This is a genomic window from Simkania sp. (assembly GCF_965215465.1).
Classification (GTDB): Bacteria; Chlamydiota; Chlamydiia; order Chlamydiales; family Simkaniaceae; genus Simkania.
Map to the genome: position 1 here is coordinate 120,216 of NZ_OZ244056.1, position 15,525 is coordinate 135,740.

The 15,525-nt window shown below is 39.2% G+C and carries 14 protein-coding genes; 5 read left to right on the forward strand and 9 right to left on the reverse strand.

All coding sequences use genetic code 11. The annotated features are described in order from the left end of the window. Nucleotides 1-52 precede the first annotated feature (52 nt). Nucleotides 53-274 (reverse strand): hypothetical protein, encoded by a 222-nt coding sequence (locus ACOOFG_RS00515; protein WP_420421689.1) that lies wholly within the window; start codon nucleotides 272-274, stop codon nucleotides 53-55. A 321-nt stretch (nucleotides 275-595) separates the two neighbouring features. Here ACOOFG_RS00515 and ACOOFG_RS00520 point away from each other — a divergent pair, with 321 nt between their 5' ends. Further along, nucleotides 596-1,573, forward strand: a complete 978-nt coding sequence (locus ACOOFG_RS00520; protein ID WP_420421690.1) for a hypothetical protein — start codon at nucleotides 596-598, stop codon at nucleotides 1,571-1,573. Here ACOOFG_RS00520 and ACOOFG_RS00525 read toward each other — a convergent pair whose 3' ends face one another. Then, complete coding sequence (locus ACOOFG_RS00525; protein WP_420421691.1) at nucleotides 1,574-2,602, reverse strand: DMT family transporter; 1,029 nt, start codon at nucleotides 2,600-2,602, stop codon at nucleotides 1,574-1,576. It abuts the gene before it with no gap. 476 nt (nucleotides 2,603-3,078) lie between these two features. Next, on the reverse strand, nucleotides 3,079-4,209 hold the full coding sequence (locus ACOOFG_RS00530) for a hypothetical protein (protein WP_420421692.1): 1,131 nt from the start codon (nucleotides 4,207-4,209) through the stop codon (nucleotides 3,079-3,081). Between the two features lie 181 nt (nucleotides 4,210-4,390). Here ACOOFG_RS00530 and ACOOFG_RS00535 point away from each other — a divergent pair, with 181 nt between their 5' ends. The 4 genes from ACOOFG_RS00535 (at nucleotide 4,391) to ACOOFG_RS00550 (ending at nucleotide 7,791) form a co-directional block, all read left to right on the forward strand. Continuing rightward, nucleotides 4,391-5,035, forward strand: a complete 645-nt coding sequence (locus ACOOFG_RS00535; RefSeq protein WP_420421693.1) for a hypothetical protein — start codon at nucleotides 4,391-4,393, stop codon at nucleotides 5,033-5,035. Nucleotides 5,036-5,042: 7 nt separating this feature from the next. Beyond that, nucleotides 5,043-5,885, forward strand: coding sequence for a hypothetical protein (locus tag ACOOFG_RS00540; RefSeq protein ID WP_420421694.1), 843 nt, complete (start codon nucleotides 5,043-5,045; stop codon nucleotides 5,883-5,885). 76 nt (nucleotides 5,886-5,961) lie between these two features. Next, on the forward strand, nucleotides 5,962-7,101 hold the full coding sequence (locus ACOOFG_RS00545) for a hypothetical protein (protein ID WP_420421695.1): 1,140 nt from the start codon (nucleotides 5,962-5,964) through the stop codon (nucleotides 7,099-7,101). Between the two features lie 177 nt (nucleotides 7,102-7,278). Further along, nucleotides 7,279-7,791, forward strand: coding sequence for an ASCH domain-containing protein (locus ACOOFG_RS00550; RefSeq protein ID WP_420421696.1), 513 nt, complete (start codon nucleotides 7,279-7,281; stop codon nucleotides 7,789-7,791). A gap of 5 nt (nucleotides 7,792-7,796) precedes the next feature. Here the strand turns inward: ACOOFG_RS00550 and ACOOFG_RS00555 are convergent, their stop codons facing one another. From ACOOFG_RS00555 to ACOOFG_RS00580, 6 genes are all read right to left on the reverse strand, one after another. Next, the gene (locus ACOOFG_RS00555; protein WP_420421697.1) at nucleotides 7,797-8,990 is read right to left on the reverse strand and encodes a transposase; all 1,194 of its coding nucleotides are present in this window, start codon (nucleotides 8,988-8,990) and stop codon (nucleotides 7,797-7,799) included. Beyond that, on the reverse strand, nucleotides 8,987-9,367 hold the full coding sequence (locus ACOOFG_RS00560; RefSeq protein WP_420421698.1) for a nucleotide pyrophosphohydrolase: 381 nt from the start codon (nucleotides 9,365-9,367) through the stop codon (nucleotides 8,987-8,989). The genes ACOOFG_RS00555 and ACOOFG_RS00560 overlap by 4 nt, the downstream gene beginning before the upstream one ends. A 248-nt stretch (nucleotides 9,368-9,615) precedes the next feature. Further along, a complete protein-coding gene (locus tag ACOOFG_RS00565; protein ID WP_420421699.1) occupies nucleotides 9,616-10,269 on the reverse strand; it encodes a hypothetical protein in 654 nt (217 codons plus the stop codon). A gap of 121 nt (nucleotides 10,270-10,390) precedes the next feature. Then, on the reverse strand, nucleotides 10,391-11,152 hold the full coding sequence (locus ACOOFG_RS00570; RefSeq protein WP_420421700.1) for a hypothetical protein: 762 nt from the start codon (nucleotides 11,150-11,152) through the stop codon (nucleotides 10,391-10,393). Beyond that, nucleotides 11,149-14,145 carry a hypothetical protein gene (locus tag ACOOFG_RS00575; RefSeq protein ID WP_420421701.1) on the reverse strand — a complete coding sequence of 999 codons (2,997 nt, stop codon included), beginning with the start codon at nucleotides 14,143-14,145 and terminating at the stop codon, nucleotides 11,149-11,151. Before ACOOFG_RS00575 ends, ACOOFG_RS00570 begins: the two co-directional genes overlap by 4 nt. A 122-nt stretch (nucleotides 14,146-14,267) precedes the next feature. Continuing rightward, on the reverse strand, nucleotides 14,268-15,479 hold the full coding sequence (locus tag ACOOFG_RS00580; protein ID WP_420421702.1) for a hypothetical protein: 1,212 nt from the start codon (nucleotides 15,477-15,479) through the stop codon (nucleotides 14,268-14,270). Nucleotides 15,480-15,525 lie beyond the last annotated feature (46 nt).

Genomic DNA, 15,525 nt, shown 5'->3' on the forward strand with positions numbered 1-15,525 from the left:
CAGGAGAAAACAAAATAAGTTACTATTTCATAACTATCTTATCTTAAAAGATCTAGACTTTCTCCTCAGGAGAAAAGCCAGAGAACAGATCATGAGACGTACCCCTGACGACAGCGTCAATGACATCTTGGCTGATGGGGGCTTCCCGTCTTTTCTTAAAAACCTGATCGAGCTGAGACTCGAGTTTATCAGGAGCGACCTTACGGCGATCGTGATCCTTCTGATAGGAAGCGAAAGGGCTCTTCGAGCCATCCAAAAAAACATTATTAGCCATAATAAAACCCCGGGTTAATTGCCCAAAATATACACAAAGTAACCGAAAAAAGCAACCCAACTAAACTTTATACATACAAGACATCCCGCAGTAAAAACAGATAATCGATGAATGCAATGGTACTCCCAAAACGATCGTAGGAAGATAAAAGAACAACCCAAATTTTTACGCAACAAATCCAAAGATAGGCTTCCTATGTAAGGGATGCTCTACGTCACCTTACGTTCGATTTTTCAGCTTCTAGGGTTATTCGAATTTATTTAAATGCTCTCATGATATAGGATATTATAAATTGCATGATTACAATGTTTAAGTTTTCGAATGGTGCACAAAGCCCTTCTGTTTTTCCTTCTTCTTCCGACACTAATTTTCTGTGTTGAGAAGCAAAAACCTGAGAAATGCCAGGATACGTTTCAACAATGGTTTACGGGACCTTTATTTACTCCAATGGCCATTACACCCGAAAAAAGCCACCCGGCTTTAGAAGTTACTGTAGGATTTAAAGATATATATGGAGTCTATGATTCTGATTGGAGTATCAAAAATGTTCCAGATCTCTGGTCAGTATTTAATTACTATGATGCACAACTAGGGATTAGCTCGATACTGGGAATGGAAATTATCGCTTCATGGGCGGCTAATTTCCGACAAGGTGCCAGTGCTGTTCATTTGCAAGATACAACGCTTCGCGTGGGCTTTCAAGTTTGTAATGAAGTTCCAGGTACATGGATTCCTGATTTTAGAATCATCATACAGGAAGTGTTCCCAACAGGAAAATATCAGAATCTTAACCCTTCAAAAAATGAAACGGATTTGACAGGACTTGGTTCGTATCAAACAGGGATGTACCTTGCTTTCCAAAAATTATTCAAACTAAATGAAAAACATAAATATCAGATGCGATTTAGTGCTGGCTACTTTGTTCCAGCTCCGGTCCACGTTGAAGGTTTTAATGCATATGGAGGGGGATATGGAACGAAAGGAAAAATATACCCAGGGCATTACATATCGATATTTTGCTCTGGAGAATATAATCTCAATAAACGTTGGGCTCTAGCATTTGATTCAAACTTTCAATACAATTTTAAAGGAAGATTTTCTGGTAAACCAGGAAAGCTTGGGCCAGGTGTCAAGGCCCCAATCGCATCACCAGAAGCGGCATTTTTTACTCTTGCTCCAGAACTAGAGCATACTTTTACAGAGTGCACTGGAATGCTGTTAGGAGTATGGTTTAGCGTATTTGGAAAAAACTCGCCAGCATTCGTCTCAATGTTTGTGTGTCTTTTGCATGTATTTTAATTAATGATTACTTTTTCTTTTGTCTATCGAACGGCTGTCAGCATAATGTTTTATCTTTTTAGAGTCTTCGATATATGAATCAAAAATTACGATTAATCCTCCTATGGTTATGATAATAGAGCCAGTCACTGTTGTTGATGCTACAGTTTCTTTGGTGACGATCCAATTAATAAATTCAACAAATACAGGAAGAAAAAAGCTAATAGCTCCAATAATGTATGTTTCCGTATAGAAAAAAGCCTCCCAGATGCAAAACAACATCATAGCAAAGAAAAACCCTGAAAAAATCATAGTTAGCGTAGATCTGTAATCAGGAAACTTCCAACCATATATAGTGCCAAATATAATGGCTAATAATAAGGAAGAAGCTATTCCTATTATTGATTGGTATAAGCCAATTCTTATTGGAGGATCTTGTTTTACAAGATAACAAGTAATAATTGTAATGAGAGCTAATGTTACTCCAGATAGAGTTCCAATTGTTCCGCCAATTAAATCATATAAGGTTCTTATATCATAGCTATATACATAAATCACTCCAGCTAGCCCAATCAAAATACCAATTAAAGCCGCGACTCTGATTTTTATGCCAAGTAATCTTAGCATTATTACCACCCAAAAAGCATCTGTACTATACAACATAGAGTTGTCAACCGTATTAGTCCAAACTCTCGAAAGCGAATAGCACCATAGGCTTATTATGGCAGTGATACTCCTCACAAATAATAGCCTTGGCTCTTTTGGTTTTAAGAATTTTACCCCTCGAATTATGCAAAATAAAAAGAAAAATACGAACATCGCGCTGTGGGCAATCGTAAATTCAATAAAAAGTGTTGAAAGTGAGCTTGTGAAAATTTGATTTGGCTGAAGAGTTTCAACTTGAAAGAAAACTGTATAAAATGCGAGGAGCATCCATCCAACAAATGTTAGAATAATTCCAAGGTGCCTTTTTTCTTGAGTAACGACAGGTACTTGATGATGTTTTTCTGAAAGAAGAGCTAGTGTTCTGTAACGCTTAATAAACTTCATTTCTAAATATCATTCACCCTCAGCCAAAGAAATATTTCTGAGTTTAATACCATTCATTCCCACGAAGGTAGACAAAATGCTTGCGGGCAACTTTCTTTCCTTCGTTACTAGTTTGAAACTTGAATGGTAACTCTTTTTCCTTCAGCTTTTTTACTATCATTTCACATACTTGATCAATAGGTTGTAAGTCAAGAAAGATATATACGAGAAAAGGATGAGGATTGTTATTTTGAAAATACTTTCCGTTTTGAAGTTCGATCTTTGTATCTATTGGTCAGGCTGTTTAGCAGAAACAAAAACGTTCGCTTATGATAGAGTTATAGCAACAAATTCAAATGCAGCTTTTGATACGAACTAGTGTCCGAAGTAAACACCATTGACAATAGCGCTAATGCTTCTGGTAAATAAAATCAGTAGTTTTTTCTTAAGCTTTTTGATGAAAGCGGCAGGCTTTCACATTATCTGAGTTTCGTTTGTCAGAGATTCTCTTCAATGGCTTTCTGAAATCTATTGTCGAGCTCTAAAAACCCTGTAGTTGATGAGTTTGTAAGGTATGCTTGGCAAACAGCTCCAAAAATAAGAGACCTGGTAAGTTGGAAATTATCTGTGTCGATTGCTGAGTAATCAGAATCGAAATTTACTGGAAAACCACAGTTTAGAAGATGGATACCGTTGATGTTTAAATCTGAATGACAGTTGAAAGTACGCGCTGTGTTTTTTCGGAGATAAACCGAGTCAAATTCACGGTCAGATGATGACACGCTTGCTAATACAACTGGTTTCTTTAAGTATTTGAAAGTTTCTTTTGTCAGAGATGTTTCACCTGTAGAGCCAATGATTAAGTCGAACTCAGAGAGTCTACTGTTTAGGTTTTTAAGGGGAAACATGCTCTTTGTAGGATCCATATCAAAATAAGACACATTGTATTGATCTTTGAGAGTTGTAAATATCACTTTGCCAAGTGTGCCGTATCCCATAATCAAAATGTTCTTTGGCTTAGGTTCCAAATGTGCAATTTTTTCGCTCAATTTGCGGAGTGCTAAATTAATGATGATTGGACTTTCATATTTCATTTTTACCCAAGAACGAGCTGTATTGATCACCGGAAAGAAAATGTTTTGCTTGCTTACTCTGTTAAATCCAGCAGAGGTTTGTTCAATTCCTATCACATTGTTGAGAGAGTGAGAAAGCTTTTCATTAGCTATTTGGATCAAGAATCCGCCATCATCTAAAATAATAATTTTATCGAAGTCTGCTAGGTCGAGATCTTCGATGATGTTGTTAAAAAATTCGTTAATATTTTGATCAAACGCTTGATCATATGCTCCATGACTATCGAATGTGGCGCTCATTGAGGAGATATTAACTCCATCGTTTTTTAGTTGCTGATAGACTTTTGGATCTGTCGAGTAGCATTTCCCTATAATATGTAGATTTTGAGGTTTTAAACCCTTATTAAAAAACTCGTTAAACATGGTGTAAGTAGTTGAATATAAATGTTGAACGCAGATTATTAGGGTTTTGTCAAAACTCACACTATTGAAGTAGTCGGCAGACCATCTGAGCAAGGGCAACTTTCTAAGTAATGAAGTTTTTTCTTTTAACAAGTTTTTCATGTTTGAGGTAAAACGTCTTATTTTAAAGTGATAAATCATAAATTTTTATGAATATAAACTCAATAAAAAGTTGCGTAATTTTTATGACAGATGAAAATATAAAGGTTTTCTTTTTAATTTTATTCTATAGCGTGGTAAAATCTTCTCTAAAATTTCTTGTAAGGGTTAGTTTATGTCTATGCGTTCCCACTTAGAAACAGATCATCTCCACGAAGATTCGTCGTTGAATACGATGGTCCATGATGCAGAATATCTCATTTTAGGAAGTGCGTTATCGACGTATGTCGAAAAAGTTATTGTTGACGAGGTGCAACCAGAGGAAACGTGCCGCCATTTGATAGCAAGAAGAGTGGCTCAAATCGTTGCGCCTATATTAGCATGTGTTGCAAAGCTCTCTTTTATAGCACTTAGTGTGGACGCAGCAGGATCAAATGCGGCTCTCGCTGGATTACTTGCTTACGGAAACGTTACGGCTTTTTCGATAATCATTTCTTGGTGTGCATTGAATATGATTCGAGACATAATGTCTCCTAAACATGCAGAAGAGCAAACAATAGAAAAATCAAAGCTTCCTAATTGGGCAAAAGTTGCTATTGGGGTTGGCTCATTTGTACTGGGTTTGTTTGCGCAGTTTAGCTTAGCCTATTTGGTCTATGTCTATAACAACAATAACATCTTAATGCCGATAGCAGTTATGGTTTCGGATCCTTGGTTTCCTGTTTACTCGACGTGGTGTGGGTTAAACAAGTTAGCTAAACAAAGGACTTATTCAAACCTAGAAAAAGAAATCACTAGAAGTGAAGCAGGACCATATTAATGGTCTCATGCGTGCTCAATCTGAACTTTGTTTAATCTCTACTGGGTCTAGAAGGAGTTTTCGAGAACGCTTAGAGGGTATTGTTGTCGAAAGTGATGATAGACCTGGGAAGTACACAAAGGAAATGCTTGAGAGAAAGGTTGAAGTGATTCCTCGGCCAAGTTGTGTTTACCAGGTAATTGAAAAGGTGGTTTTTGCAATTGGATTGGTTTTTCTCCTCAGTCAATACATAGTTATAGGTCGTACAGGATTTGCAGGCTGGAAGCTTATTTGGGATCAAAAATTCTTTGATGGGTTTATGACAGCCATTGTGCTAGGTGCCTATTTATACATAACAGGTGTTGCAATTCCGAATGCCGCAACCCGTTTATTTAGTTTAGTTTCGGGTTTGTTTTGTTGTAATTATCAAGCCACGCTTGCTCAAAAAACTGCTCCGGTTATGGCAACCCTCTTAACACTATTCACTTTGTTGACAACTGGTTTTTCTTGGGGACCAAATAAACAAATTTCGGAGGATTATTTTAATGGGTGGCTGCAAACAGTGATGCTTACTACAGCTCCCGCTTCAGTTGTCTTGTTAACGACATCAATTGTACTCATTGTTGCTGACATTGTATTGGAGCACTATGTCGTATGGCTTAAAGATGAAGATGCAAGAGGTGATATGAAACTTAAATGGAAGTATGATGACTATATTCAAGCCCTAGATAAGTGCTCAGTTTTTGAATATGCAAAATTTTTAACGGTCATTTCAGCTAATCATTTGGATGACATTTCACCCAAAGCAAGCGGCCTGGTTGGACGTTTAGGTGTGTACTTGAGAGCAAGTGAAGAAACTCACCTGCTATGAAATGTTTCTCTAATCTTTTTTATTTTACTTTTTTGGAGTGAGTTCTGATAATTCCTACATTTAAGAGGAATGATTCATGGAAAAAAAGTATATAGATTTGAGAATTTTCTTTATCGTTTCTTTAGTCTTTCTTTTTAGAGGACTGCTTATTGGTGAAAATTCAAAAGAGCTTTCAATTTCAGAGTTTTTAGTTGCTTTAGATGGGTCAGGTAACTTTTCTTCTATTCAAGCTGCTATTAATGCAGCTGTAGAGGTTGGAGGAAATGCCACTGTTTGGATTAAAAACGGTAGTTATTTCGAAGACTTAAGCTTATATAGTGGCGTGAACTTAGTTGGCGCTTCTGGACTAGGCGATCTCGGTGATGTAGAGATAACCGGAGTACATACACCTCCTATATCTGGCCATATTGTCCTTAGAAATATAAGGTGGAATGGGCTTGATTATATTTTATTTTCCGAGGAGGCTGGAACTTGTCATATTACTGTTATTGATGCGTTATTGAATGTGCAAGATGGCTATTCATTTTATCTTCCAAACTGGGATGGCCTTGGAGGTGGGGCGTTAGAATTACAGGATGTAAATCCGGGCTTTCCAGAATGGTCTCAAGATGGAGGAGTTTATAATCCATATGGAAGGGCTAAGATTTTTATTTACAATGCTGGACTTGGCATAGGGACTGAAAAAAATATGTTTCTTAGTGGACCGGTTAATATGCTTGCTTCGTGTATTGGTTGTGCATTGCAGCTTGATTTGGATGCTGAGTTGAATTGTAATTCTAGTGTTATTTCTCGAATAATTTTTGAAGGAAGTTCTTTTGGGAATGTTTCCAATACACATATTTTAAGTGAAACTGGGCCTGCAATTACTATGAACTCAACAGGAAAGGTCTCATTCAATACATGTGTTATAGATGGGACTCAAGATCCGGTTATTTCAGGCAATGATTTAGGGGTTTTTAATATCAACGGTTGTGCTTTTCCAAATAAATCAAAAATTACCTTGCAACATGACCTCTCTATTAACGACTCAATGAAAGTAGGAGCTCTAGAAATGACATCGATGCACGTACTGCTTTTTACTGGCATAGGAGCGCCTTCTTATGAAGCTCCCAAGGGCTCTTTATATCTAAGAATAGATGGCTATTCCAGTACAACTCGAATCTACATTAACATTGATGGGAGTAGTCAGTGGACTTACGTTCAGAGTGGCCAGTGAAAACATTATTTTTTATATTATCCATCTCTGTTTTTTACCTGAATTAATAGAAGGACACAAAAACTTTTTATAGAAACAAAAGAGTTGAATAGTATCTTTGTTTTTTTTATCCTTTCTGAAATAAACGAATGAAAAATTGGCTTACATCATGAAAAGAATTTTTATGTCTTTTTTCTCTTGATTTGCTCTGGAATACTTATTGCTTGTGGTCCTTCTTCAGCTGACACTTCCTCTTTTCGCCCTGAAGTTAAGCAGATAACACAATCGAATCAAAAAACCATTTACCACTTAAGTATTGAGAAACAGTACTTAGATTTTATTATTGATGGAAAGAAAATTGTTGAGGGGCGATTAAATGTTCCTGACTTTTCGGCAATGAAAGAAGGTGATTTAGTCTATTTCTCTGATTCAGAAGGTGGTAGAGCTATCTGTAGGGTCACAAGTATAGGTCGTTATGATTCCTTCAATAAGATGCTTGTTTCTGAAGGAGTGGTGAACATGTTACCGCAAATAGATCCGAACACAAACTCTTCAGAAGAGATGGTTATCAAAGGGACAGTCATTTACCGAAGCTTTCCAGGTTATAAGGAAGGCATTAAAGTCTATGGTGCAATCTCGTTTGGGCTTCATTATTTAGGAGACGAATCAGAGTTAGCCGAAATAGATATTGTTAATGTCAATGATGCGTAATTAAGCTAAAGTTGCGTGGGACTTTCTTGCTCTTCTGCTGAAATGCCGCTGATAAAGGACATTTCGTCTAAGAGTTCGTGAATTAAGGCTTTGGGAGAAAGGTTTTCAGGGTACCACTTTTTCAAGGCCTTTGAGTAACCAATTCTTGCTCCATGGAACAATCTGTTTAAAGTCATTGGGAGCTCGATCTTTTGTGGTCCACAAATGATATTGATTTTGTGGAGTCCCTGTCCCTTTAGTCTTCGAAAAATATTTAACCAATAACGCTTTGGAGCGTTTAAGGGACAACTTGCTAAGATATGTCTTTTCCCTTGGGGAGAAATCCCGACTAAGAGGTGGCCGATTTCATCCTGATCATCCTTTTGGGAAAAAATCGGGTTAATAAAAACTATGGCATACTCGGATGAAAGTTCGGGTGATTGCCATTTGAGGCTGTTCCCTTGGAGTGTGTTTATTACGCCTTGAATGTTGGCGGCATCAAGTTGAATACCGAAACGGGCCTGCGTTTCCTTCATAATACTAGATAGAGAGCACCCGCTAAGGTAAGCACTTAGAATCGCTTTTTCAATGATGGTTGGGTTGAATGTGCTTGGAAATTTTTTTGTGAGAGCTGTTGTGTTGATGAGATGCTTTGCGAGTAGTTCAAAGGTGATTGTGCTAAGGAGTTTTTGGGGAGTAGGGTTAAATAAGAAGTATTCGTCCAGCCCTTCTATGTAGAGGTTCCTTTTTACTGTGGCTATTCTGAAGCCGTGGCTAAGGAAAAAAGCTAGAGTCTCTGGTTTAGCAGAGGAAACTGTTACAAAAATCGATTCAGCTCCTAGATCAACAGCTTTTTGAGCAATGCGTCGAAGTAGTTTAGATGCAATTTTCTTTCCAGAGTTTTTTAGTGCGTTGATGACAAATAGAGTCTTGATTTCGAAAGTGTTATCGAAATCTATATCGGCAAATTCACTGGAAAGAGCGTTTTTATAGACGATGATGCCAAGTTCGCTTTGGTTCTCAGGAGAAATAAGAATTTCACTTGTCCGATCTTTTGCAGTAGATATTTTTTTTAATGCTGGAGTTTGGTCTCCGTAAAGGGGGGCAATATCTTGAGAAAAATACTCTTCAATATGGCTAAAAAACAGGGGTGTTTGGCCATTAACTTCCATAAAATAAGGAAGTTGCTTTGAAGTAGGTTTTTTTTCACAAGTGCTCATGACTCATATTCCGTATATTTCTCATTCTTACCCTTCACAAGCTTCGGAGGGTATTTTGCCTCAGTTTTTTTGATTTTATTCCAAAAGGCTTGATTTAGGTCGATATCAAGGAGGGTCGATAGGCGAATGAGGTAGTGGAGAACATCTCCGATTTCATCTGAGATTTGTTCTCTTTTTTTAGGATCATTAATGACCTCAAAAGATTCATTTTCAGTAAGCCACTGAAAAATTTCCATTAACTCTGATGCCTCTATTGCGATGCCCATTGCGATGTTTTTTGGGGTATGATACTGATCCCATTCGCGCTCTTCGACAAAGCGTTGAGAGTATTCTTGCATCTCTTTGATGTTTAGTTGATTATCGGTGGTTTCTGCCATTGCTTACCCCAATTGTTTTTTTGAAGACGAAAATATGGGCTACATTATCCTTCAGAGGCTAAAAAAAAGTCAACTTGATGCGCATAATTACGCTTTATTCTGACTAGATTTTAAAAATAATATTTATTGTTATCAATATAAATTATAAATAACAGGGGTCGTTTGATAATAAGTTGGTAAATAGCAAAGCGATCGCTGTTGTTGGTAGATTGTGGATATCATCCATATGCACTTGTTAATGGTATTAGTTAGAGGGGGCGGAGCTTTTCAAGCTGTTGAATAATCTTCTCTTCTTCTTGAGTGACTTCTCTTAGCCTTTTGATAAGCAGATTATACCTTTCAAGGTCTGAATCTCTGGAGAAAACCAGTTCGCTATTATTTGAGACGTGAAATAAACCTTCCGTTTCTATGAAAAAGTCAAGAATGCTGTCAAAGGTTTGCATGACCGATCTTTCGATGCTAAAGTACTCTCTTGTTAGCTTTGTTGGCGTAGTTTTTCCTGCTTCGAATACCGTTTGAAGTCCTATCTTAAGACTGTCGTACTTAAAGTTTGTTGTTTCGACAAGGGATTCTAGGAGAGTAAAGGCCTGTTCATATATTGTTTCACAGTCGTCTAGCTTTTCTAAAAACTCCTCGACTTTTCCTTTTGAATGGATAAGTTTGTTATACTCAGAAACATTTTCAAAACTGAAAATATCAGTTAGCCCTTCGATAGAATCCTTCAACTCTTTGTTGATTGTTTCAATAGCTGCGAGCGGCTCTTGGATTAATGCTAAGAACTCAACAAGATCAACTGATTCTTCTGATCTGTTGGGTAAGGTGTTTCCAAAGCTTGCTAATGGGACAAGCATCAACGTGAAAAATGCTATTCGAATTACCAAATTTTTTAGAAATGCAAGCATGTTTTTCTCCAGTTTTTTATAAATGAGCACTCACCTTATGACATGATATGCATGTTTTCATCAATTTCTTCTTTGGGATCGAGAGAGGTGCCTTAGCCAGGTGGGGATGTTTAATAAAATTCTAAGAAATTTCTCCCGTAATTTCTTGATAAACCAGTTTTGCGTATTCTCTTATCTCACCCCATTTTGGGTTGCTGATGATCTCTTGATCGCTTTTGTTCTTTTCAATAGTGCTTTTAAAAGCCTCAACACGATCACATAGGCTTTTGAGCATGGTATATTGCTTTTCAGGCATCTCAATGTGTCCAACATCTTTGTGTCTTAGCGCATCTTTTCCGTCTCGGATAAGAGTTACAGTTGTTTCTTCAAAATTATCGTGCTCCATGGGAGGCTCTTTACGAATCCAATATCGCTCTTGGTAGTCTTGGCTTGAGATGACCCATATGGCGCGCATGAGATGAAGAAAGTCTGTGACTTTTTCGCATGACTCTTCTTTGAGTTTTGGATTTTCCATAATTTGTTCCATCTCTCGAACTAAAAAAGGAGGGTAAATCTCTCGTCTCTCTTCTAAAGACATAATTCCTAGTTCCTTATTGAAGTCATGTTCGAGTTTCGCTAGCCATTCATCGTAGCTTCTCTGCTCTTCAGGGCTTCTTTGAAGTTTTGCTAAATGATCTTTAGCTTTTTGGAGAATTTCCATTGCCTCGTCGAAAGGAAATTCCCAATAATCTTTTTCTGGATGACTGTAGAACTGTATTACAAACTCATTGGGTATTTCAGCAGAAATTTCAGCCCATTGATTTTGTTTATAATCAATCTCAGCAACCAAATTTTCTCTATCAGGGAGATCTAAAATATCTATATTAAAATCGCTATTGTTCATTGTTTTGGCTCCAAAAAACCTACAAATTCACCATTCGTTTTGAACCTTACTCCTGGTCCTTTTTCACTGCCTATTTTAATATCAAAAACATCCCCATATCGTTTTTTTGTTGCGTCTTGAATAACAACTCGATCCGGATGATTGAGGATCTCATCCAATACCTTTTGACCTTGTCGACTTACTTCTTCAGGCGTTCCTTTTGGTTTAGGAAAGACAGAGTCTAAACGATCTGTTTTCTTTTGCAAAGCTCTTCCTGCTGTAGAAAGCTTTCCTTTGCCTGTCTTTGTTCCTGCGTCACTCAAATCAGCAAAAGAGATTGTTTTTGTTTTTCCATTTTCGCAAAAAACAAGGTGGCTTGGGTTGTCACTTCCAGCATGAATGACTCGGTCGGACTTGATGTGTCGGCTTCTTGAACCAAAACCACTTCTGTATGCTGGTTGATTGACCTCTTCAAGAAAAACTCTTTCTTCGGCGAGGGTTCGCATTGCTCTTTGGGCAGTGGTTTCTATTTCTTGGACCACTCCGGTGCGTCCTGAAGGACTTCTTACTGGGCCTCCCATCATATAGCCACCGGTTCCGCTGACAACAAGGTCTGAGGTGGTTTGGAGCATGTTAAAGCCGGGCTGTGTTCTATCGTAGGGAATGGCTCTTTCTGCTAGGTCTTCGAGTTTTTCTGTGAGCGTTGGTATTTCGATGGGGTTGCCTTGTGTGTCGACATTGATGGAGCGGTCTCGGTTGGTGAAAAAGTCGAATATGCCTCCGATAAATCTTGCAACGGATGTTGAGAGGGCTGCGAGTTGGGAGTGTTGGGCTTCTATTTCTTCTTTAGGGTCGAGAGAGGTGCGATCGGGGTTGGCTCCCCATCTTAGCCAGGTGGGGATATATGACTGGGTGGGTTGCTCATCTTCGTATTTTTCTAATATGGGGAGTTCTCCTGGCTTTTTGGGCTGTGGTTGTACGGGTGTCATTTCTGGTTCAGGGTGCGAAGATGGGTGATGATGAGCATATTGCATGGGATGGTGTTCTGTGTGAAATGTGTGAGCGGGGGTGGCATATGCTGCGTTGGGTTGGGCAGGTTCGCTTTGCTCCATGCGGGCAAGTTCTTCTGTTTTTAGAATGAGGTGGTGTTGATTCTCTTCGCGTTTGGTGGGGGCTTTAGGTTCTGAGTAGAGGGGCATGGTTTTACTGAAGGCGACGGTTCCTGTGACTCCATGGTCGTCTAACCATTCGGTTGCTTGGTCTGCTTTTTGAAAGGGCCATCTCCATGCGTGGTACCAGAATCCATGCTCTTTTTCTGATCCTTTGTTTTTGGTGTTGATGTCCATGAGCTGTTCTTGCAGGGGCTTATGGTCACTTTGTCCTACTGTTTCAATGGGAAGAGGGGTTTTAGATTTTTGCTTTAGATTTTGAATGTAGTCGTTGGCGATTTGTCTATTGTGTTTGTTAGTCTTGCCAAGGGTTGTGCTTGCTTTTCCGATGGCGTCTTCGAGGGCTTGAGGATGACTCTCTAGGGGCTTTTTAAAGATCTTTTTGCCATTTCGGTAAAGTCTAACTTTATTTTTTGAGGTGTCTAATCTAAATTCATGGGATGCTAGGTCTGGGATGGGAGGGATATCTTCAATAGATCCTCCTGCTTTTAGGTAGGCTGCTTGGGCTTGATGCATGGCATCTGCTAAATGATGTGTTTGAGCCAGGTGATCGGTTGTCATTTTTGTCCAATCATTGGCTTGTTCTCTGCTTTTGAATTCTCCTAAGTTGATAGAGGGTCCTAGTCCGTTCACTGGAGCTGCGTAGGATGTATAGGTGTTTTTATTTCCTTCTGAGTTTTTTGTTTTGTGAACACTGTAGACATATTCAGGTGCTTTAGGAGGTGAAATATAAGCTGGTAAACTTGCTTTTATTGAGATAGTATAGGCGGAGACTGTCTTTTGAATGTGAGTGTTATGGCCGTTGATGTGTTTTTCGATGTAATCCATTGCATGTTTAGCGGCTTCTTTGCCTTTTTCTCGAAAAGCTGGCTCTGATTCCCCATTGATATACACTTTGATTTTTTCTTTTGTCGGGTTGTAGGTTACCCGGTAAGATTGTTGTGCTTGGGTTTGCGCTGGAGGAATTTCTGAGGGGGATTTTCCAAGATATAAGGCTTCTTGCTGGCATTGATAGGATTGGTTGTTTCCTTGATAAACTAGGCTCTGTTGCCTTTGCATCAGTTGCACATATTTTTCTGCCCATTTGCGTTTGGGAAATGTGCTGTCTAATCCGTTAACCGTAACGGTTACGTAATCTGCTTTTTTTGAAGGTCTGCCGAGCCAACTATTGTGGGGGTAGTGTTCCTCGATCGCATAACTTAATGGGGCTTCGTTTGGCTTTTCCATGAGATGATCGGTGCTTTCTTGATCTAAGCGGCTTTCTGAGATCTCTGATTCTCGGCACTCTTCTTCGCAGCTGGAGGGATCTAGTTCGATTTCTTCAATTTCAGATTCATCGTCTGAGCTGTCTGGTTCAACTTGTTGCGCGTCTATTGCTTGACGTCTGCTGATAATTGCATCTGTTAGCGCTGCATTGATGGATAAGTCTGACTTTAGGGCTGTGGCAATGCGTGACACCCATAATGCGCTATTCCGGTATCCGGCTGATTTGAGTGTTTGGGCGTTCCATTGAAGAAAGTTGTTAATTTTGGATGTGATGAAAAACAGTCCTGAAGAAACAAAGTGTCGTTCGTCGTTGCTAAAACCTGTATGAATCAGTCCTCCAAGGGTGTCTTGGAGCTCTTGTGAGGGCTGTCTTGTTGAATGACTAAAGACTGTTGAAATCCCACATCTTATGAGCGTTGATTTGATAAAGTCTTTGCCAATGTCAAAAAAAGAGGCTGCACCTCCTGTCATATGCAATTGCAGTAGAGATCTGCTGGCAAGAGCAATGATGCGTAGGCATTGGCTTTCTTGTTTAGGATCTAGGGCTCTATGAGAGAGTGAGACAAATGATCCGACCATTTGATCAGTTAGATATCTTGGGTTGGGGCGGATAAGTGTGGTTGCTGATGCAAATGTTAGATGTAAGAGCTCTTGAATGACTGCCTCTAGGGTAGATGCGCTTAGGTCGTTGGCTGTAGGAGTCAGGGTATTAGTAGGGGTTGGGTTGCTAATTGCTGGTATCCGCGCATTTCGTTCGCGTAGTTCTTGTTCTTGAAGGTGCTGTGCACGGCTTTTAGTAGTGTCTTATGCTGCTTGAAATACTCTATAAGAATCAGGCCTCCTACGATAGAAGTGAGCCGCTGTTGCAATGTTGGGTTGGGCTTACTATTCCAACTTAAGAAATTTGGAATGCCTTGCTCTCGGTTGATCCAGCCTTGATCGTTGATGCATAGCTCTTCTTCTTCCAAAGCTTTTAAGAGAATCTCTTGCGCTTTACATGCAAGCTTTTCTAAATCACCGTTAGCTAATTTCTCTGCTGTGCCTGGTGAGTCTATTGGGAAGATTATCGTGATCCCATTGAGTTCATGATTGACCATTGGGGTTGAAACGCGACTGAAATAATCCAATGCGTCAAACTTTTCTCTGGAGGCTTTGGCTATTTCTTTGGGTTCAATGTTTGCAAAAACTTTTTCTATATGGTGAGAGGACTGTTGACCTGTTTGAAAAAATGAAGAGTTTTTCATCTCGTCTACCACTCGTCCAAAAAGCTCTGAGATGATTCCACGAACTTGGTCAAGTCGTGTTACGGTTAGAGTGAGATATTCCAGCTGAAGTTTTACGATTCTAAATGTCCGCTGACTTAAGGATGGATAAGTAAAAGGATAGCGCTTAGCAACTGCGCTGAGATCAGATCCAGCTTGGTTGAGATCAGATGGTTGGTAAAGAGAGGGAGTTTCTCTATCGCAGCCATAATTTTCAAAATCACTTTTGTTTTTCTCAATTGCAGCTAGTTGACTATCGATGGAGACGATAGAGATCTGTTCCCCTAGGGGATTCGGTGCAGGTTGCTTTGTCGGCACATCAGCTTGATGCCATGCCCTTCCAAATAGAGAAGATGTTAACCAGTGATATCCGCTTGAAGGAACAGTCCAAAGTAGATAGTTAGAATAGTCAAAGACTCTATTGGCAACGACTTCAAGGGTTGAAGAAGTAGATAATGGTGGCGGCTGCTTGATTGGAGTGGTTTGATTGAAGAGCTTTTGACCCTTGGGTAGCCTGTAACCGTGTTTTATTGGCAAGGGCGAACGGTTTCTAAAGCGCTCGATCTCTTCTTTTAAGTCTCTAGGGAGCCGTTGCTCAACGCATGTGTTTGTATCAAGACAGTGTTCTGATCGGTTTGTGAATATAAACATGGGAGAGTCCCATTTAAATTTTTCCCTCAAAAATCGAGAGTAATCT